The 19,515-nt window shown below is 62.3% G+C and carries 15 protein-coding genes; 7 read left to right on the top strand and 8 right to left on the bottom strand.

The window, feature by feature from the left end; translation table 11 throughout:
• Both QZ269_RS07830 and QZ269_RS07825 read left to right on the top strand, forming a co-directional pair.
• Positions 1 to 544, top strand: a 544-nt coding sequence (locus QZ269_RS07830; RefSeq protein ID WP_291426027.1) for a polysaccharide deacetylase family protein, incomplete at its 5' end; no start/stop codon positions are given.
• A complete protein-coding gene (locus QZ269_RS07825; RefSeq protein WP_291426025.1) occupies positions 541 to 1,554 on the top strand; it encodes a hypothetical protein in 1,014 nt (337 codons plus the stop codon). The genes QZ269_RS07830 and QZ269_RS07825, both read left to right, overlap by 4 nt.
• A gap of 78 nt (positions 1,555 to 1,632) precedes the next feature.
• On the opposite strand, the gene QZ269_RS07820 is transcribed toward QZ269_RS07825, so the two are convergent.
• The gene (locus QZ269_RS07820; RefSeq protein ID WP_291426023.1) at positions 1,633 to 2,910 is read right to left on the bottom strand and encodes a 3-isopropylmalate dehydratase large subunit; all 1,278 of its coding nucleotides are present in this window, start codon (positions 2,908 to 2,910) and stop codon (positions 1,633 to 1,635) included.
• A 245-nt stretch (positions 2,911 to 3,155) separates the two neighbouring features.
• On the opposite strand from QZ269_RS07820, the gene QZ269_RS07815 reads away from it, so the two are divergent.
• Complete coding sequence (locus tag QZ269_RS07815; RefSeq protein ID WP_291426021.1) at positions 3,156 to 4,295, top strand: NAD(P)/FAD-dependent oxidoreductase; 1,140 nt, start codon at positions 3,156 to 3,158, stop codon at positions 4,293 to 4,295.
• 279 nt (positions 4,296 to 4,574) lie between these two features.
• Here QZ269_RS07815 and QZ269_RS07810 read toward each other — a convergent pair whose 3' ends face one another.
• From QZ269_RS07810 to ruvA, 5 genes are all read right to left on the bottom strand, one after another.
• Entirely contained in the window at positions 4,575 to 7,043 is a 2,469-nt protein-coding gene (locus tag QZ269_RS07810) for a transglycosylase domain-containing protein (protein WP_291426020.1), read from the bottom strand.
• Between the two features lie 90 nt (positions 7,044 to 7,133).
• Complete coding sequence (locus QZ269_RS07805; protein ID WP_291426031.1) at positions 7,134 to 7,898, bottom strand: nitroreductase family protein; 765 nt, start codon at positions 7,896 to 7,898, stop codon at positions 7,134 to 7,136.
• Positions 7,899 to 8,281: 383 nt separating this feature from the next.
• Complete coding sequence (locus QZ269_RS07800) at positions 8,282 to 8,608, bottom strand: hypothetical protein (protein WP_291426018.1); 327 nt, start codon at positions 8,606 to 8,608, stop codon at positions 8,282 to 8,284.
• On the bottom strand, positions 8,598 to 9,845 hold the full coding sequence (locus QZ269_RS07795; protein ID WP_291426016.1) for a low temperature requirement protein A: 1,248 nt from the start codon (positions 9,843 to 9,845) through the stop codon (positions 8,598 to 8,600). The genes QZ269_RS07800 and QZ269_RS07795 overlap by 11 nt, the downstream gene beginning before the upstream one ends.
• Positions 9,842 to 10,444 (bottom strand): Holliday junction branch migration protein RuvA, encoded by a 603-nt coding sequence (ruvA, locus tag QZ269_RS07790; protein WP_291426015.1) that lies wholly within the window; start codon positions 10,442 to 10,444, stop codon positions 9,842 to 9,844. The genes QZ269_RS07795 and ruvA overlap by 4 nt, the downstream gene beginning before the upstream one ends.
• Before the next feature lie 462 nt (positions 10,445 to 10,906).
• On the opposite strand from ruvA, the gene metG reads away from it, so the two are divergent.
• From metG to yvcK, 3 genes are all read left to right on the top strand, one after another.
• Positions 10,907 to 12,919: a methionine--tRNA ligase gene (gene metG, locus QZ269_RS07785; RefSeq protein ID WP_291426014.1), complete on the top strand. Its 2,013-nt coding sequence runs from the start codon at positions 10,907 to 10,909 to the stop codon at positions 12,917 to 12,919.
• A 245-nt stretch (positions 12,920 to 13,164) separates the two neighbouring features.
• Positions 13,165 to 14,007, top strand: coding sequence for an RNase adapter RapZ (rapZ, locus tag QZ269_RS07780; protein WP_291426012.1), 843 nt, complete (start codon positions 13,165 to 13,167; stop codon positions 14,005 to 14,007).
• Complete coding sequence (gene yvcK, locus QZ269_RS07775) at positions 14,004 to 15,356, top strand: uridine diphosphate-N-acetylglucosamine-binding protein YvcK (RefSeq protein ID WP_367272245.1); 1,353 nt, start codon at positions 14,004 to 14,006, stop codon at positions 15,354 to 15,356. The genes rapZ and yvcK overlap by 4 nt, the downstream gene beginning before the upstream one ends.
• Positions 15,357 to 15,378: 22 nt before the next feature.
• Here yvcK and QZ269_RS07770 read toward each other — a convergent pair whose 3' ends face one another.
• A complete protein-coding gene (locus tag QZ269_RS07770) occupies positions 15,379 to 15,708 on the bottom strand; it encodes a cyclic-di-AMP receptor (protein ID WP_291426010.1) in 330 nt (109 codons plus the stop codon).
• Positions 15,709 to 16,042: 334 nt separating this feature from the next.
• Here QZ269_RS07770 and glcF point away from each other — a divergent pair, with 334 nt between their 5' ends.
• The gene (gene glcF, locus QZ269_RS07765) at positions 16,043 to 17,320 is read left to right on the top strand and encodes a glycolate oxidase subunit GlcF (RefSeq protein ID WP_291426008.1); all 1,278 of its coding nucleotides are present in this window, start codon (positions 16,043 to 16,045) and stop codon (positions 17,318 to 17,320) included.
• Positions 17,321 to 17,460: 140 nt separating this feature from the next.
• On the opposite strand, the gene QZ269_RS07760 is transcribed toward glcF, so the two are convergent.
• Complete coding sequence (locus tag QZ269_RS07760) at positions 17,461 to 19,494, bottom strand: CshA/CshB family fibrillar adhesin-related protein (RefSeq protein WP_291426006.1); 2,034 nt, start codon at positions 19,492 to 19,494, stop codon at positions 17,461 to 17,463.
• Positions 19,495 to 19,515: the final 21 nt, after the last annotated feature.

Genomic DNA, 19,515 nt, shown 5'->3' with positions numbered 1-19,515 from the left:
GCATGGGGCGGGCGCGACGTTTTTCGTGACCGAGCCAGCCTGCCGGGAATTTCCACACGCGCTGGAGGAACTGCGCCGCAGCGGGCAGCAGCTCGAAGCCCACGGGCGCTGGCACACCCAGGCGCTGCTGCTCTGGCCCTGGCGCGAGTGGCAGCAGATCGCGTGGCACCCGCGCCCGGCCAGCGACCCCGACCCGCACTTTTACCGCCCGCCCTACGGAGGCCACAGCCCGCTGACCCGCCTGTTCGCCCGGCTGCTGAGGCGGCAGGTGGTGCTCTGGGACAGCGAAAGCCGCGACTGGACCGCGCCCAAGTGGACTTCTGAGACGGCGGCGGAACTGGCCCGCCAGACCCTGGAGCGTACCCGCCCCGGCAGCGTCATTTTGCTGCACGATGGCCCCGGCGTTACCCCCGAATTGCTGCGGCCCCTGCTGGAAGGGCTGGCGCAGCGCGGGTGGCAGGCCGTGAGGCTAAGCGAGTTGCCGCCTCAGCGCATCGGGCTGCGTGACGGGCTGCGGCGAGTATGGCAGAGTTACGGAGGATGACGCCGGGTTCCACTCCTCTACACCCGCCTGTCCTGGCCCAGCGGCTCGGGGCGGTCATCGGGCGCGGAACCGTCATTGATCAGGAGGCCCAGCGCCAGTTGATCGGCCCGGAGGGCACGCTGAGCACCCAGCTGTGCCGCCTGCTGGACGGCAGTCTAAGTGAGGTGCGCGGGCTGCTGGAAGTGCGGGCCGACCTGCCGCCGCGCCGCCCACACAGCTGGGCGCTGCTGACCGAGTTCGAGAACGCTGCCTGGCCTATCGTGGCTCTGAGCCATCCCCCCGCCCTTTCAGCGCTAGAAACGGCGCGAATTGCGCGGCATCTGGCGGTTTCGCACGTGGCGATGGATCAGGCGAATTACCGCCAGTGGGCCCAGAAAAAAGACAACCAGGACGGTACGGAAGCGCTGCTCCGCGAGCTGTGCGGCGAACAGCCCCCGACCTGGGCTACGCTGCTGACCGCCGTGACCACCGTCCAGGTGCGACTGACTATGCTGCACACCTGGGGCGTTCTATCGGCCTATCTGGGCCTTAACCACGGGTGCCTTGTGGAAGCGGCCCGCTTCCTGCTGGCCCGCCTGAACGAGCATCCGGCCCTGATCGAGCAGCCCGGACCCTACGCGGCGCAGGCCCTCTGGGCGTCACTGTGGCTGCTGCACGGCGGATTGCCCCTGGGCAGCCCGGCCCAGTTGGATCTGCTGGCCCGCAGTCTGCGCACTCTGCCTGAGCGCACGGCCTGGGCCGAGTTGCCGGAGTTGGAAACGCTCTACGCCCAGTTGGGCGACATTTTGCCCGAGTTGACCCCAGCCGCCCGCCGCGAACTCAGCGAAAGCCTGCACGGCATCCGGCCCACAGACCCGCATATCGTCACCACGGGGCTGGCGGCGTCGCAGCGGCCCGGACAGATGGCCTACTGGCTACGGCGGGCCAACGAGGTGCAACTGGTCGTGTGCAAGGCTCCTGCGCCGGGAGAACTGCTGAACGTCTATGCGTGGCGCTGGAAAGTGCGCTAAGGGCTGCACGGAGGTTATAAAGGGCGTTCAAGATTTCTCAGTCGCTGACCCTGACGACGCAGTGATCGAGACTGACCTTCACGCGCCCACACCCGGTACACCCGTCCCCAGGACATCCTCGGGCAGGGCGACGCAGCCCATAACCGCTGTCGCTGCCGCTACCGAAGGCGAGGCAAGGTAGATCTGGGCTTCCTTGTCACCCATGCGCCCAATAAAGTTGCGGTTCGAGGTGCTGACGCAGACCTCGCCCGGAGCCAGCACCCCCTGGTGACGGCCCATGCAGGGGCCGCAGCCCGGCGTTCCAAACACGGCCCCGGCGCGTTGCAGCGTCAGCATGGTGCCGTCCTCGAGCGCCTGCTCCATGACCTGCGAACTGGCTGGAATCACCAGCAGTCGGGTCGCGGGGTTGACCTTGCGCCCCCGGAGCACCTCGGCGGCGGCGTGCAAATCCTCGATGCGCCCGTTGGTGCAGGTGCCGATAAAGACCTGATCGACCTTCAGGCCACGCAGTTCGGACACGTCATGCACGTTGTCCACCTCGCTGGGCGCACTCATGCGGGGGTTAAGCGCCGTGAGGTCGATCTCGATTTCACGCACGTAGGCCGCGCCCTCGTCGGGGTAGACCCAATCGGGGATGTCGTAGCCGTAGTCGGTCAGAATTTCGCCGCCCGGCACCACCAGGCCCGACTTGGCTCCGGCCTCTACACAGAGGTTTGCCAGGGTCATCCGCTCGCCGCGCGTAAAGCGGTTCCCGGCATGCATCTCGATACTCTGGTAGGTCGCGCCGTCTGCGCCCAGCACACGGATCATTTCCAGCGCCACATCTTTGGCCCCCACGCCTGGGCGCAGGTCGCCCGTGAACATCACCTTGACGCTTTCGGGCACACGCAGCCAGATTTTGCCGCTGGCTGCCGCCAGAGCGATGTCGGTGGCCCCCATGCCGCTGCCGAAAGCCGCCACCGCGCCGTAAGTCGTGCTGTGGCTGTCGCTGCCCAGCACAATCCAGCCCGGCTGGGCCAGTCTCTCTTCCATCAGCACCTGATGGCAGATGCCGCGCCCGACCTCGAACAGCCGCACGCCCGTCTGAGCCGCGTATTCCCGCGCTTCCTTGTGCGACTGCGCCACCGAGACGCTGCTGGCCGGGGCCACGTGGTCGATCACGATGCTGACGCGCCCGGGGTATTTGGGTTTGGCCCCCAGATCACGCTCCATGCGCTCGATAAAGCTCTGGGCAATGCTGTCGACGACCATCACCTGATCGACTTCGACCACCGCGAGGTCGCCCGCATACACGATTTGGTCGCCCCGGTGGGACAGAATCTTTTCAGCCATGGTCTGGGGTTGAGGAGCCGTCATACGTTCTATTGTGCCGCGCTTGCCAGGTGAAGACGGCAACGTGGGTTACGTGTGTAAAGCCTGGCCCAATCTGTACAGGGTCATGCTGGACTGGCCCCTGCCCATCCAGGAAAGTTCTAGGCGTTTCCTGAGCAGTTCGTGTAAGGTGTACACTGTTTGAGAAGCCGGGTGAGATTCCCGGTTGTTTGTACGGGTAGGCAGCCGCTACCGCTTACTCGTGAATTCGTTCACAGGAGCACTTAACCATGAAAACCCTAATCCTCGGTGCTGGTTACGCAGGTCTGGCCGTCGCTACTCAGCTTAAGCCCACCCCCGGTCTGGAAACCCTGCTGGTCGAACAGAACTCTTACCACACGTTTGAAACCCGCCTGCACGAGGCCGCGGCGCACAATACCCGCGTCACGCTGCCTATCATTCCGCTTTTAAAGGGAACGGGCGTGCACTTTGAACAGGCCCAGGTCGAGAGCGTCAATATCGACGAAAAAGAAGTCATCATGAAAGATGGCCGCGTCCTGCTGTACGACACCCTGGTGGTCGGACTGGGCAGCGTGACCAACTTTTACCGTATCCCCGGTCTGGCCGAGAACGCCTCCGAGCTCAAGAGCATCGACGACGCCGATGAAATCTTCAACTTCATCAACCGGGCTTACAGCAGCGACTACGAAGGCAACCGCGACATCGTGGTGGGCGGCGCTGGCCTGACCGGCGTGGAACTGGTCACCGAACTCGCGCAGCGTGCAGAGCAGCTGAGCAAGGCCCGTGGCCTGCCGACCATCAACATCTACCTCGTTGAAGCTGGTCCCCGGATTCTGCCCGTACTCGACGATGCGTTGCGGGCCAAGGCCCAGAAGACCCTGGAAGATTACGGCATTCACATCATGGTCGGCCACCGACTGATGCAGGCCACCACCGACAGCGTGACCGTGCAGACCGCCGACGGACAGCAAAAAGTGCTTCCGGCAGGCAAGATTATCTGGACCGGTGGGATTCAGGCCCGCGACATCGTCAAGGGCGAGAAGCTGGAAAAAGGCCCCGGTGGCCGCATCGCCGTGGACGAGTTCCTGCGGGCCAAAAACTACCCCGAAGTGTTCGTGATCGGCGACATGAGTCTGGCGATGAACCAAGAAGGCAAACCCGTGCCCACCACCGCGCAGCACGCCGGGCAGCAGGGCCGCCTGACCGGTAAGAACATCATGCGTCTGGCCCGCAACGAGGAGCTGAGCCCCTACGAACCTACCAGCCTGGGCGAATTCGTAAGCCTCGGCGGTCTGATGGCCGTCGGCTGGATGAAACTGCCCTGGAACCAGAAGCTCGCCATAACCGGCGGTATGGCCCACGTCATGAAGAGAGCCAGCGAATGGAAGTGGCGCACCAGCATCGAGTAAGCCGCATTGAGTACTAGGGCCTCCGATAGAGTGGTTTGCAAAAACAGCCTAGTTCGAGCGGACTCGTAAAGCTGCGCCAACCCTAGAGAGTTGCGCCGCAGAGCGAGTGGGAGCAGGGCGGACTGTCGGGCGTGGCGTTGGCAACCCAGTGCCCCCGCCAGTTGTTAACGAAACAGACGGCAGCTTGTATAGCCTTCTACCGTTAAAAGTTGAAGTGAAGAAAAGAAGGCCGGAACGAGCAAGCGCGGTTCCGGCCTTCTTCTGATCCAGTTTTCTGGTTCAGTTGCCGGGCGGCGTGTAACTTGGTGTGCCCTCCACGGGCGGTTCGGTCAGCGGTGGGAGTTGATTACCAGCGGCTGGAGCGCTGCCGTCGCCAGAACCGGTATTCCCGGAATCGGAAGGCTGCAACGTAACGGTGCTGCCCGGATCATCAGCAGACGCCGGAGCACCGTTGCCCTGAGGTGGCGCTGGTACGTCCTGCTCGTTGAGGACAGGTGCCGGGTCAGGATTGGCTGGCACGACCGGGTCGGGGGCCTGCGCTGCCGCTGCTGATTGCTGCGCTGCTGATTGTTGTGGGGGCGCTGCGGCGGAGGCAGGTGCCGGGAGCGGCGCTCCCCCCATCTGCGTACCGGCGCTCCCGGCCCGGCCCGTGCCGTCGTACTCTGCCGGGTCCTGCTTCTCCTCGCCGCTGCGTAGCGCCATGTCGACGCCGCGAACGGTCTGGTAAGTGATGCCGCCCGGTTCCTTGAACGTCGTCTGGCTGTGACCCTGCAAGGCCCCCGCCACCGACTGCTGCCAAACCGGGGTAGGCACCGTGCCCGAATAGGCCCAGTCAGGTAACGCTCCCCCCTGCTCCTTGCCTACCCAGACGGCCCCCGAAACCAGCGGCGTCACCCCGACGAACCATAAATCCTTGACCTCGTTGGTGGTGCCGGTCTTGCCGCCGACCTGCCAGCCGTCGATGCGGGCGCGGGTCGCTAGGCCACCCTGCGAGGCTTGTAGGTCATTAACCACGCCCCGGATCATGTCGAGGCCCAGCCAAGCCGTCTGCTCGTCCCAAACGCGGCGGCTGACCGGCGCGTGGGTGTACAGCACCTTGCCGCTCTTGTCGACAAAGCGCCGCACCAGATACGGCTCGTAGTAGACCCCACCGTTAGCAAACGGCGCATAGGCCGCCGCCATTTGCAGTGGGCTGGCTTCCAGCGTGCCAATGCTGAGACTCAGGCCCGCGTTGGTGGGCGGCGTAAAACCCAGTTCGCGCAGCTTGGTCTGGAAGGTTTCCATGCCGATTTCCTGGCCGATACGTACGGTAGGCAGGTTCAGACTGTGATCCAGGGCGTAACGCATGGTTACGTAACGCCCGGTCCAGTGGCGGTCATAGTTCATAGGCTGGTAGTCGCCCTCGATAGGCGAATCAAGCACGGTGTCCTTTTGCTTCCAGCCTTTGGAAAGCGCCAGAGTGTACAAAAAGGGCTTGATGCTGCTGCCCACTTGCCGCCGCGCCTGGGTCGCATTGTTCCAGTCGTTGGGACGCACCCCGTCAAAAAGGTTCTGACCAACCAGCGCCATCGCCTCGCCGTTGGCCGGGTTGACCAGCGCAATACCCATCGTCGCGCCGCGCGGCATGTTGGACTGCAAGCTGGCCTTCTCGGCGGCCTGCTGCGCCTGCACGTCCATGCCCGTGTAGATTTTGCCACCGTCGTACAGCGCCTTGCGAGTGATCTTGCTCAGCAGTTCCTTTTCGACGGCCTGAAGGTAGTAGTAATACTGAAACTGGTTGTTGTTGCGCCTACGTTCGTTGGCCGCGTCGATGTTTTCCTGAAGCCGCGCGGGGCGTTCTAGGCTAGCCGACCTGAGGGTGCCGTCGCCGTTCCACGCGATGCGCCAGCCCGCCGGATAGATCGGGGTTTTCCAGGCTTCGTCGGCCTGCGCCCGCGTAACGCGCCCGTCCTCGACCATGCGTCCCAGCAGGCCCTTCATAAGGGGACGGTACGACTGGAAACTCTTGTAGCGGCGGTTCGGCGCGGGGATGATGGTCGCCAGATACACACTCTCCGCGAGGTTGAGGTCCTTGGCATCCTTCTTGAAATACGCCGTCGCTGCGCTCTGAGCGCCCACGATGTCGCCGCGCCCGCCGTCGCCCCAGTACACGATGTTGAGGTAGGCGTTTAGAATCTGGTTCTTGTCGAAGTCGCGGTCAAGCTGATAGGCCAGCACCGCTTCCTTGAACTTGCGCTCGGGGGTGCGGGCCGCGTGCAGGTCGGCCAGCAGCGTATTTTTGACCACCTGCTGCGTGATGCTGCTGCCGCCCTCCAAATCCTTGCGAATCAGGCCCTTGATAAGGCCACGGGCAATGCCCATATAGTCCACGCCGTGGTGCTCGAAAAAGCGGCGATCCTCGCTGGTCACGACAGCTTTTTGCAGGTACGGGCTGATATCGCTCAGTTTCAGCAGGTCGCGGTTGACCCCGTTGCCGCTGCCCAGGCTAGGGGAGAGCGTACCAATCAGAATGCCGCTGCGGTCGTACACGCGGGTCTGACCGCTGAACTCCAGCACGTCAAGGTCGGACACGTTGGGCAGGTTGCGGCCCCACACAAACCACAGCACGGCCAATGCAGCAAAGGCCAGCAAAATTAGGCCAGACAGCAGGCGAAAAAACCAGAGCAGACAGCCGAGCGAAGCTTTGCGCGAAACTGGCGGATCAGCGCCATCCGGTAAAGCAGCTTGAGAACGGGAACGGCGCGTCATGACCTACAGGATAAAGCGAGAAGGCAAAAAGTAACGTCCGTCAAAAGATGAGGCAGCGCAAGGCAGGGCACCATCACACATTCCAGCCGATTACCCTTCCTCGGGCACGCCGCACGTTTCGCGGCTAACGAACTGTTCCAGGCGTTTGCGGTGGCGGCTGCTCCAGTCGATACTGGGGCGCTGATCGCTCTGCGGCAGGTAGCCTAGGCGGTAGACCGCCATCAGTTCAAGGTCGTCCGGGACGTGCAAAAGCTGCTGGATGGCCTGCCACTGGCGCGGGATTTCCATCGGCGTGCTCACAAACTGAATGCCCAGGCCCAGCGCCCCCACCGCGTTCCAGATATTCTCGACCGCTGCCCCCAGCCCGAACACGCTGTAAAACCCAGAAAGCTGGCCCGGCACATACTCGGTTTTGTCGAGCAGCGCGGCCAGCAGCAGCGGACTGCCAGCCACCAGTTTGCGGTTTTCCTCGCCGAGCTTTCGCGGCACCCCCAGCTGCCGCATCAGCTTCAGGCCCGCATCCGAAAAAACCTGTCTGGTAAAGGGTTTCAGCGGCCCCGGCAGGTGATCGATATGAATGCCGTCGCGCCGCTCGTCGAGTTCGGCCTGGGTAAAACGGAAGTAGCGCCGGTAGCGCTCGAAAAAAATCCCGGCGTCGATCAGTTCGGTCATGCTCTCGCCGGAAATCTGAGCAATCTCGGCAATGGTCGCGGGGTTTTCGATCAGCACGAACCGCCACGGCTGTGAATTGAAATGGCTGGGCGCGGCCTGGGCGACCCGCATCAGCAGGTGCTGGTGCTCACGGCTGACCGGGTCAGGTTTGAACGGGCCGTTGGTCGTGCGGCGCGAGAGCATTCCTTCAATAAGTTCCACCCTGCCAAGGTAGCCCACTCCAGCCCAGCCGGGTCCTTCCAGACATTTTCCCTGTGCGCTGGTCTGGCGGCAGGAGACGGCTGCGCCACAACCACAACAGCGCCCACTGGTCTCGGCGCGGCTCAAGGCAGACAACGCGCTGCCCGTGCCCTATCCGCGCCACTGTGTTGCGGCACTCGCTCGGCGGGCGGGCGCTACCGCTTCGGCAGCCCGCAAGGCGAAAGCCGTATTATACGGATTCCGATTGATTTGGTGCAGTTCCGAATCAATCCGAGCGGATGCGAGTAGGAACAACATACGGGTTTCGCGGTATGGAGCCGCAGGCGGTGTCTTCCCGACTGTGGCGGAATTTAGCGGAATCCGTATTACCAGGCCCCCCACGCCCCAACAACGTAGGCCGCCGCACAGGCCAGGGCCAGCTGCCAGTGCCCTGCGCGGCCCGGTCTGGTGCGCGTCATGCCGAGCAGCAGCGCCAGCGCAGGCAGCAGCGCCCACCAGCGTCCGCCGACCAGCAGGGTGAGCACCACAGCCGCGAGCGTGCCCACACAAACGGCAAAAAAAAGGGCGTGGTGCGGCCAGCGGGCCTGATCCTTACGCCAGCCGAGTTGCAGGCTCAGGCCCAGCAGCAGCAGCGCCGCCAGCAGCGCCGCCGTGACGCCCACCGCCGCGTGACCAGCCGCCTCAATCTTCATCTTGGCCTTCATCTGAGGCGTCGGCGGCCTGGGCTTCGAGATGCTGGGCCACATGTTCCTCCAGCTGTCCCAGGCGGTGCGTCACCGGATCGCTAGCAACAGCGCTGGCAACTGCCAGACAGACCACGACCACCAGCAGGTCAAGCCGTTTGGTATCCAGGTCCACGAAGGCCAGGGCCGCCAGCGCCAGTGCGCCCACGATCAGCGCGAACCCGCTGCGGTCCAGCAAGGGAAGCCGGGCCACCCGCAGCGTGACCAGGCGCAAAAAGGTCAGCGAAACGAAGGCGATAACCAGCGACCACACCACAAACTGCTGCTGCACCGCGACCTCGTGCGAGTCGGCGCTGCTCAGGCCGTGGCCGATCCCCACACCAAGCACCACCAGACTAAGGGTAAACGGCAGGTGGCCGTACAGCCACGCCAGCATCCGTCCCTCGCGCCCTTCCACGCGGGCCGAAAGCAGCGGCAGGGCGTGGGTCTGATCGAAATAAAGCCGCCAGAGCGCCACGACGGTAGCCATCGACAAGAAGGCGGGCCACAGCGTCATCCAGCTTAGGGCCTGCTTGCGCCCGCCCCCCACGATCTCATTGACGATGCCCCCCATGGCGATGATCTGAAGCAGCCCGACCCGTTCGGGTAGGTGGCCCTCGTGTGGCAGGGCGCTGCGGTTCCTGTCCCGGACAAGCACTGGCGTGACCACGTCAATCAGCAGGGCAAAGCACCACAGGCCCACCTGCCAGGCCGAGCCACCCGGCAAAAAGGCCGAAAGTGCCCACAGCGCGGCAGCCACCCCCGACACCAGCGCGATTCGGCGTGAAAAGGCCACCGTCTCCGGGGCGCGGCGCGTGATCCACAGGTGCTGTCCGGCGTGTAGCAGACGGTTAAAGCCGTAGCCCAGCGCAAAATAGATGCCCGTTTCCTTGAGGTCGCCCCGCAGCGACAGCGCGATCAGGCCCATGCCAACCAGTTCTAGCAGCGTGCCCCAGCGGTAGGCGCGGCTCTCGTTGCCGTAGCGGGCCGCGAAGGTCGCGTTGGTAGACCAGGCCCACCAGATCGCCACGAACATGATCCCGAAAGCCCCGATATTTTCTAGCGTGTGAGAATCGCCCAGCCGCTTGGACAGCTGATCGAAGGCGACCACAAAGATCAGGTCGAAAAACAGTTCCAGCCAGCTGACCTTCTGTTCGACCCCGGCGGGAGTGCCCACCTGCGCCCCGGTTTCCGGCAACTGGGTCAACGCAGTTTCCCGAGGGCCTTGCGAATCAGGGTGTCGGTGCTGGCCTCCGAGTCGGCGGCCAGCAGCTCGGAGACCGCCGCCCTGACCTGCGGTTCGCGGAAGCCCAGGGCCAGCAGCGCGTCTACCGCGTCGCGGCTGGCGGTACTGGCGACCGGGGCCACTTTCCGGCCGCCCAACGCCACAGCACCAGCCGCCAGTTGCTCGGGCACCTTGCCCTGAAGCTCCAGCACCAGCCGCTCGGCGGTCTTTTTGCCCACACCAGACACGCTCGAGAGCAGTTTGACATCGCCCGTCAGCAAGCCCTGAGCCAGCGCCGACACGGGCATGGCCGACAGCAGCCCTAGCCCCAGCTTTGGCCCCACGCCAGTCACACTGGTGAGCAGGTCAAAGAGTTTGAGACTGTCGGCGTCCGAAAAGCCGAACAGCAACTGGGCATCCTCGCGCACCACAAAACGGGTACTGAATTCGGCGTTCTGACCCACGACTAGCTTGGCGAGTGCCGGAGCCGGGCACTGCACCTCGTACCCCACGCCGCCCGCGACCACCACGGCGCTGTTCTCACGCACCTCACGCACCACGCCGGACAGATAAGCAATCATCCGCGCAATTGTAGGGTTTGCGAACGCCATATAACCTGACCGGAGGCACTAAAGCCGACCCAAGCCCGTCTAGCCGCCTGCCCTTTCCCCTCCCTGCGCCTAAGTACGTTGAACCTAACATTGCGAGATTCCGGGAAAGCACCGGAACCTCTCCATTCCCGCTCCAACGTACTTTCTTCTGCTACGCGCTCCGCGCGGTTTATCTACAAGATAAACGCAGTGTACTTAATTCCGCCTGGATCAAATCTAAAACGGCCCGGTTCGGGTAGTTGGCTGGAACTCTGCCCGACAGGAAACGCCTTGAGGGTATGACCGCCAAGCCCCCAGCGTCCCTGAGGGCGGCGAGGGCTCCGGGGCGGGCCTGAAAACGGGGACGCCCATTTTCTTTTCTTTCCCGTATTCTGAGGGAGTTTATCCGTCCGGCCCCTCATTAGAGCCTGCGGCGGAAAGGGAGCACGAGATATGCCACAAGATAACGAGTTTTTTATTACGACCGCCATTGATTACCTGACTGGCCCGCCCCATGTCGGTCACGTCTACGAGAAGATCTTGACCGACGCCATCGCCCGGTATATGCGGCTGGCAGGAAAGAATGTGCACTTTCTGACCGGCACCGACGAACATGGTGAGCGCATTGTCAAGCTGGCGGCGCAGGCCGGGGTCACACCGCAGCAGTTTGCCGACAACCTGAGTAACAACGCCTTTCGGGGGCTATGGGACAAGCTGGGGCTAAGTTATGACGACTTTATCCGGACCACCGAGGGGCGCCACAAACGGTATGTGCAAGAGGTGCTTCAACGGGTCTACGACACAGGCGACATCTATTTTGCCGAGTACGAGGGCCTGTACTCGGTGGGGGCAGAGCGCTACGTCACCGAAAAGGAACTGGTCGAAGGGCCGGACGGCGTGCGCCGCTATCCCGGCGACAGAGACGCCCCCGAGCTGCGCCGCGAGGCCAACTACTTTTTCAAGATGGGAAAGTACCAGTCCTGGCTGCTGGAGTACCTGGAGCAGCACCCCGAGCTGATTCAGCCCGCCGGTTACCGCAACGAGGTGCTGGAAATGCTGAAGGAACCCATTGGTGACCTCAGCATTAGCCGCCCGAAAAACCGGGTGCCCTGGGGCATCGAACTGCCCTGGGACGCTGATCACGTAACCTACGTGTGGTTCGACGCGCTGCTTAACTACATCTCGGGGCCGCTGAGCCACGGCCAGAGCGAAAGCGTCATTGGAAAAACCTGGCACGTGATCGGCAAGGACATCCTCAAGCCGCACGCCGTGTTCTGGCCGACGATGCTGAAAGCCGCCGGGCTGCCCGTGTACCGCCGCCTGGTGGTGCACAGCCACATCCTGGCCGAGGACGGGCGCAAGATGGGCAAATCGCTAGGCAACGCCATTGACCCCGAGCAACTGGTCAAGGATCATCCTACCGACGCTATCCGCTACGCGCTGCTGCGGGAAGCGAGCCTCAGCGCCGACAGCCCTTTCGGTGAGGGTATCTTGAACGCCCGCCTGAACAGCGATCTGGCCAACGACCTGGGCAACTTGCTCTCGCGCACGATCAGCATGATCGACAAGTACCGTGGCGGCGTAGTCCCCGCTAGCAACGAGAAGACAGAGCGCGAACACGAGATCGAAAAGGCTGCCCGCACCCTGCCTGGCAAGGTGCTGGGGCTGGTAGACGACCTCAAGATCAACATGGCGATTGACGCCGCGATGGAATTCGTGCGCGACCTCAACCGCTACATCGCCGAGAGTGCGCCCTGGAATCTGGCGAAGTCGGACGAGACTCAGAACCGTCTGGACACTGTGCTGTACACCGCCGCCGAGGGCCTGCGGGTGGCGAGCGTGGCACTGGAAGCCGTGATTCCCAGCAAGGCCAAAGAACTCCGCGCCCAATTGGGGCTGGGGTCGCAGACCTACCGCCTGGAAGCGGCCTGGGGCCTGCTGCCTGCCGGAACAAGGGTACAGGGCGGCGCGATCTTGTTTCCTAAGCCCGAACCCAAGCCCGGCGAAGTGACCGAAGCCCCCGCCCCAAAAGGCAAAAAAACCGTGGCCCCCCCTGCCCCGAAAGCTTCCCCTGCCCCGAAAGCAGCCGAAGCGGTGGCGACTCCCACAACTGAGGTCGCCCAGCCTGCCGCAGACGATGGCCTGATTTCCATTGATGACTTTGCCCGCATAGACCTGCGGATTGCCGAAGTAGTGGCGTGTGAAGCCGTCGAGAAGGCCGACAAGCTGCTCAAGCTGACCGTCAAACTGGGCAACGAGACGCGCACGGTGGTTAGCGGGATTCGCAAGTGGTACGAGCCTGCCGACCTGGTGGGCCGCAAGGTGGTGCTGGTCGCCAACCTCAAGCCTGCCAAGCTGCGCGGGATCGAGTCTCAGGGCATGATTCTCGCCGCTGAAGATGCCGAGGGAAATCTCGATCTGGTCGGCACGGGGCTGGACTTGCCGAGTGGAACGAAGGTCCGCTAACGCACCTGGACTGCCTACTACGGACTGCCGGTTGATTTCGGTGCCATCCCAAATCAATCCGAGCGGACGCGATTAGGAACAACATACGGACTGGGCGGTATGGAGCGCAGTCCGTATAAGGCCCCGGCGGATGCTGGGGCTTTTCGCGGTGTGGGGGCGGCAAAAGGCTCTCAGAGTAAAGCGGGCCGGGCTGGGCGCAAAAAGCAGTCGCGTCGCCTCTTCCCCTGACGGCTTAGACTGTGCATATGCCGTTCGTCATCGTTTCGGGCCTTTCTGGGAGTGGCAAGAGCACCGTGCTGCGTACCCTGGAAGACGCCGGATTTTTTATCACCGACAACCTGCCACCCGAGCTGTGGGGATCAATGCATGATCTGGCCGAGGTGCAGGGCTTGCCGCGCGTGGCGGTCAGCACCGACGCCCGCACCCGCGAATTTTTGCCCGCGCTAGAGTCCAGTTATATCCGGCTCAAGCACAAACGCGAGGAACTGTTCGTGCTGTTTCTGGAGGCCGACGCGCAGGTGTTGCTGGGGCGCTACAACCTCTCGCGGCGCGAACACCCCCTGGGCGAGAACCTGATGGTGGACTTTGCCAAGGAGCGCGAACTGCTCGCCCCGATGCGTGCCCTGGCTGACAGCGTGATCGACACGACCAGAACCACCGCCAAGGAACTGTCCGAGCGCGTGCTGCAAATGTTCCGACTGGAACATGATTTTATGCTGCGGCTGGTCAGTTTCGGCTTCAAGCACGCCCCGCCCCGCGACGCTGATCTGGTGGTGGATGTGCGCTCGCTACCCAACCCGTTTTACGACCCGTCCCTGCGTGAGGAAAACGGCCTGAACCCGGCGGTGGCAAACTACGTGTTCGGCAGCCCCGAATCGGAAGAGTTCTACGCGCAAGTGCGGCACTTCGTAGAACTCTCGGCGCAGCGAGCACGCGGCACCGGGCGGCACGGGTACACGGTGGCGGTGGGCTGCACGGGGGGGCAGCACCGCAGCGTAGCCGTGGCCGATCGCCTGACCCGCGACCTGGGCGCACTCAACGTCAGTATTACCGACCACCGCGACATGACCTCCCCAGAAGTGGCATGAGCCTGCCCACACCGCCCGACCACCCCGGCGATTCGGTGACCGACCGGGCTATGGTGCGCGGTCAGGAGGCGCAGCGCCGCGCCCGCATCTGGATGACGCCGGGCATGGGCATCAAGCGCTGGATCAGCCTGTTCGTGGTGTGTACCCTGATCGGCGCGGTGGGGTTTTTGCACTTCACCTGGACCGGGCCTTTTCATGTGATCGCCACGCGCTGGATTTTGTGGCTTAACCACTTTGCCGACCCCAACGTGCTGCCGCTGCACTTTACCGGGGCGGTGGTTATGCTGCTGGCGGTTTGTGGGGCGCTGTACGCCGTGACCATGCTCAACCGCTCGATGCTGCGCGGCACCGGGATGCTGCCCAGCGCCGCCGTGGACGTGATCTACGAGCGGCGCAACCTGGCGCGTGGGCCACATATCGTCGCGGTGGGCGGCGGCACGGGGCTGTCGAACCTGCTGAGCGGCCTGAAAAAATACAGCGGCAACCTCACGGCGATTGTCACGGTGGCCGACGACGGCGGCAGCAGCGGGCGGCTGCGCGAGGCGCTGGATATGGTAGCCCCCGGCGACCTGACCGACTGCTACGCAGCCCTGTCCGATAGCCCAGTGCTGGCGCGGCTGCTGCTGCACCGGTTTGGGCGCGGCGAAGGCATCGAGGGCCACACCTTCGGCAACCTGATGCTGGCGACCCTCAGCGAGGAGCAGGGTGGCCTGGGCACCGCCATGCAAGACATTCACGAAGTTCTGCGTGTGCGCGGCGCGGTGTATCCCTCGACCACCCAGCCGCCCACGCTGGTGGCGCACCTGAGCGACGGGCGCACCATACGCGGCGAAAGCAAATTTGCCTCCCAGGTTCGGGACGCCCGCATTACCCGCGTGGCCCTCGACCCGCCCGCCTTGCCCGCATTGCCCCAGGTCATTGAGGCCATTCGCGACGCCGAGATGATCGTGCTGGGGCCGGGAAGCCTCTTTACCAGCATCATTCCGGCGTTGCTGGTACCCGAAATTGCCAGAGCGGTGCGTCAGTCGGCGGCCCCGGTGATTTACGTCGCCTCGATCATGACCGAGCCAGGCGAAACCACCGGCTTTACCCTCAGCGACCATATGCAGGCCGTTACGCACCACCTGGGCCGCGCCCCCGACGCCGTTTTGATGAACAGCGCCCCCCTGGAACCAGCAGTGCTTAGCCGCTACCGCGCCGAGGGAGCCGAGATGCTTGACCTGGAAGGCGCCGACCACGACCTGCGCAGCCGCGTGAGGCCAGCGCCGCTGCTGCAAACCGGCACCGCCCGGCACGATCCCGAGGCGCTGGCGCACGCCCTGCTGCACCTGGTACCCAGGCAACGCTGAGGCCAGCCCCCAGCAACTGGTATCAGACCTTAATAAATTCCTGGACGCCCAGCACGAACAGCACAGCGCCGCCCACCGGCACCTCGACCGGCTCGCTGACCAGCCCCTCATTCTGTTCGCTGATCGGCACACTGGGCGACATCAGGCGGGTGCGGGCGTGACAGATGTTCTGGATATGCTGTTTGAGGTCGGGCAGGCGCTCGTCGTCCACACCGATCATCAGGGTGGTGTTGCCCTCGCGCAGAAAGCCGCCGGTGCTGGCCAGCTTGGTAACCTCGAAGGAATGTTGGGACAGCGCGCGTATCAGGGCGGAAGCGTCGGCATCCTGAATGACCGCCAGAACCAGTTTCATGTGCAGAGACTATCAGGGCCGCGTTCGGGCAAAGTCAGCTTGGTCATACCAAGAGGCCGCTGCGCCTGGCCCGGTACTTCCGCTCCCAGCTGCGCCCGCGTAAAACTCGCGCTGAGCATAAAGATGCTCCCAGTCGCTTAAAGTCGCTGGCAAGGTAAGCCCTGTGAGGTCGTCCGGGCGGCAAAAGCTGGCGCACCTGCTGGTAGGCTTTCGTGCCAAAGGCGGGGGCCTTGTGGCTAAGCAGGGCAAGGCGAAGGGGCCGCAGCCCAGCATAGCCCTGAACTCCCCTATCTCTCCCCCATTTCGCTCTGCCCACCCGCCCTATCCTTTCTCCATGAACCACGACATCCCCGTCTTGCAACTCGGCCCCCAGGGGGAGGTGATGGCCCACGCCATTGACGCCTGCGTGCACTGCGGCTTTTGCCTGCCTGCCTGCCCCACCTACGCGCTGCTGGGCGACGAGATGGACAGCCCACGCGGGCGCATTGTGCTGATGAAAGAGGTGCTGGAGGGCGGCTTGCCTCTGATGGACGCCGCGCCGCACCTGGACCGCTGCCTGGGCTGTCAGGGCTGCGTGACCGCCTGCCCCAGTGGGGTCCCCTACGGCGAACTGATTACCAGTTTTCGCGGTTGGAGCGAACCAAAGCGCCAGCGCACGCCCTTTGACCGCGCCAAACGCTTTGCCATTTTAAAGGCCCTGCCCGCGCCCAAACTGTTCAGCGTGGCCGCCCGCGTGGGCCAGTACGCCAAACCGCTCGCGCCCGCGCTGCCTGCCGCCCTAAAAAGCCCGCTGGATTTGCTGCCCGAGCACGTTCCGGCGATGCAGCCCAGCGCCGCCTTCACGCCCGCGCGGGGCGTGCGCCGGGGCCGGGTGGCGTTCCTGGTGGGGTGCGCTCAGCAGGCCTTAGCGCCGAACTTTAACGCAGCGACTTTGCGTGTACTTGCCCGCAACGGCATTGAGGTGGTTCTTCCAGAGGGTCAGGGCTGTTGCGGCGCGGCGGCTCTGCACACTGGGGCCAGAGACGAGGCGCTGAGTCTGGTGCGCCAGAATCTGGCTGCGTTCAACCCAGACGACTACGACGCGATCCTAAGCAACGCAGCGGGATGCGGCGCGGGCCTCAAGGAATATCCGGTAATCCTGCATGGCCTTCCCGACGAGGCGCAGGCTAAAGCGTTTGCCGCGAAGGTGCAGGACATCAGTCAGTACCTGGCGGGGCTCCTGCGAGACGGTGAATTACAGCCTATGATGCCCACGCGCCAGCCGCTGAAAGTGGCTTACCACGACGCCTGTCACCTTGCCCACGCGCAGAAAATCAAGGCTGCGCCGCGTGAACTGCTGCGGGCGATTCCCGGCGTGCAACTGGTCGAAATCCCCGAAGGCGACCTGTGCTGTGGCTCAGCGGGAACGTACAACCTTGAGCAGCCCGGACTCGCCGCGCAGTTGGGCCAGCGCAAGGCAAAAAACATCCTGTCCACCACGCCGGACGTGATTGCCAGCGGAAATATCGGCTGCCACACGCAGATTCAGAGCCATGTGCGGCGGCAGGGCAGTGCCGCACCCGTCATGCACACGGTGGAGGTTTTGGATTTGGCGTATCGGGGGGAATTGTAATACGGACTGCCGCTCCATTCCGCCACAGTCGGAACAGCGCCGCCTGAGGCTCTATACCGCGAAATCCGTATGTTGTTCCCACTCGCATCCGCTCGGACTGATTCGGGACTGCACCGAATCAATCGGAATCCGTATAACGCTTACTTAATCTTGGCGTCAAAACAGACGGTGCCTGTGCCGCCAGCGGGCAACCCAGCGGCCCCAAGATCAAGAATGATGCCCTGACTTGTTCCGGCAACAGAACCAACTGTCAAAGTCGCGCCCGCAGGCAAGGTGGAGGCGGTGGGGGCAATTGTTCCTCCCGTTAAATCAGCGCCTGATGCCGAGTAAGTTAGGTTCCACTTGGCTGCATCGGTACTGCCCGTAGGGTAAGGCACAATTGTATTTGCTGGAAAGGCGTCGGTGAGCTTGAATTGTTTGGCTGGCCCATTGCCCATATTTTGGAAGGTAATACAGTATTGCAAAATAGTGTCGGGCAGAGCCTGAGTAGCAGTCGTGAAAGCGCCGCCGGGCAAATTGCGGACATACTTTTTCATTTGCGGCACATTGGGCAAGCGTAATTCGTTGTTAATCGTGCAGTCAATGTTGCTATCTTGTGGAACAATAAAGCTAGCACTGGTCGCACCTACCGCGCCTGTCACCAGCGTTGTACCATCAGAAACCTTTTTGCAAGTAATGCTTGCCAGGTAATCATCTACTTGACCACCAGACTCACTCACCGTCACTGACGATCCACCAACAACAAACGCCTGAGTATTATCAGGCACTTTTGCCGTAACGGTCTTAGTCTGCGCGCTACTTAGGCCGCCATCGGAAATCTTGAGATTCACTTGATGGCCTGTCACGGCCAAGGCCCCCCAAGTCTTGTTAAGGGTAATCTGGGTATAGATACTCAACGCGTGATCTTCAACCTCGCCTGATGTGGCAATCCCTTTAGGGGAGTCCAATTCGATGGCCTTTGTTGCGTAGCGAACTCGCAGATAAGACTGGCCCGATCTGATGTCAGCCGGTATTGGGAATGAGAGGTTGACCGTAGAGACAACTCCACCACAAGTTGCCTGCGCCGACTCAGTTGTATCAAAGATGCCATTGATATTAAAGTCAATCCAGCCCTTGACCGTGCCCGTACCAGAGCAGGCCACAGGAACGGTATAGGTTCCCGTAGTTTTATTGTTCAGGGTGGGCAAAGCAGAAGCGTCTACGCTGTCTTCATCAGCGGTTCCAGTTATATCGTCTGTAGTCGCCCCTACATTACCAGTTAGACCGAATCCATCAGAATCTTCTTTTTTTCCCAATTTGTTGGTAGTAGGAATGTCACTTAAAGTGCTGATAGCAAAATTAGGGGCACTAATAGTGGCTGTTGTTCCCGCAGAAAGGCCATCAGGAGTCAGAGCGGGTGGATAAAAATGAGCTACTGTGCCATAACTGATTGGAGCGTCTCCTGAATCAAGGTAAGGGGCAAATACTCCAAGAGCGACCGCCGTTATACCATTACCCTTAATCCCTACATCAAAAGTAAACTGGCGATTCAAACCTGTATAGGCTGTAGGATTGAAGGTCAGGAAAGCAATAGCCGTTGCGTTAGAACCGCTCCCTGATTCATTGACTTGATTACAGTCCCCCCCAGTCGGTATAGAAAAATTAATGGTCTTGGAATCAGTTGAAAGAGCGCCTTTATAGTCTGCTGCCCCACAAGTCAGGCGCTCCATCACTTGCCAAGTGCCATCCGCCGTAGCCGTGATATATTCTCCAGCAGCCAGTGACTCGGCGTCAGCAACCACTAATCCGGGGAGGTCGTAAGGATTACCGCCCAAAGTAGCAGAGCAGGTTACGGAAAAGTTGCTAGCCACCCCGTATGTCCAATGCCTAATACCATTTACCAATGTATTGGCCGTATCCAGACCACCGATGTTGTATAAATTGTCAAGGCCGTCATCTTTCCAATTCCCTGGTGCATAGGAGGCAATACCTCCGGTACTTATTCCACCTACGCTACAGGTTACGATCATATCCACGCCATAAATTGAGACCGTTGCTGTAGTACTGTCATTATTGGCAAGAACTGAATTGTTAGTTCCATTCGTTCCCCCACCCCAGGTCAGCCACAGAATCTGCGATGGTAACTGCTCAGCACGAGAAGTCGAGTTTGGGTAAGACGCCACGAAAAACGTCAACTAAGCCAGTCCAAATGGATA

Source organism: Deinococcus sp. (genome assembly GCF_018260405.1).
Lineage (GTDB): Bacteria > Deinococcota > Deinococci > Deinococcales > Deinococcaceae > Deinococcus.
The sequence above is the reverse complement of the archived record's forward strand: the minus strand, read 5'-3'. Positions and strand labels throughout refer to the sequence as shown.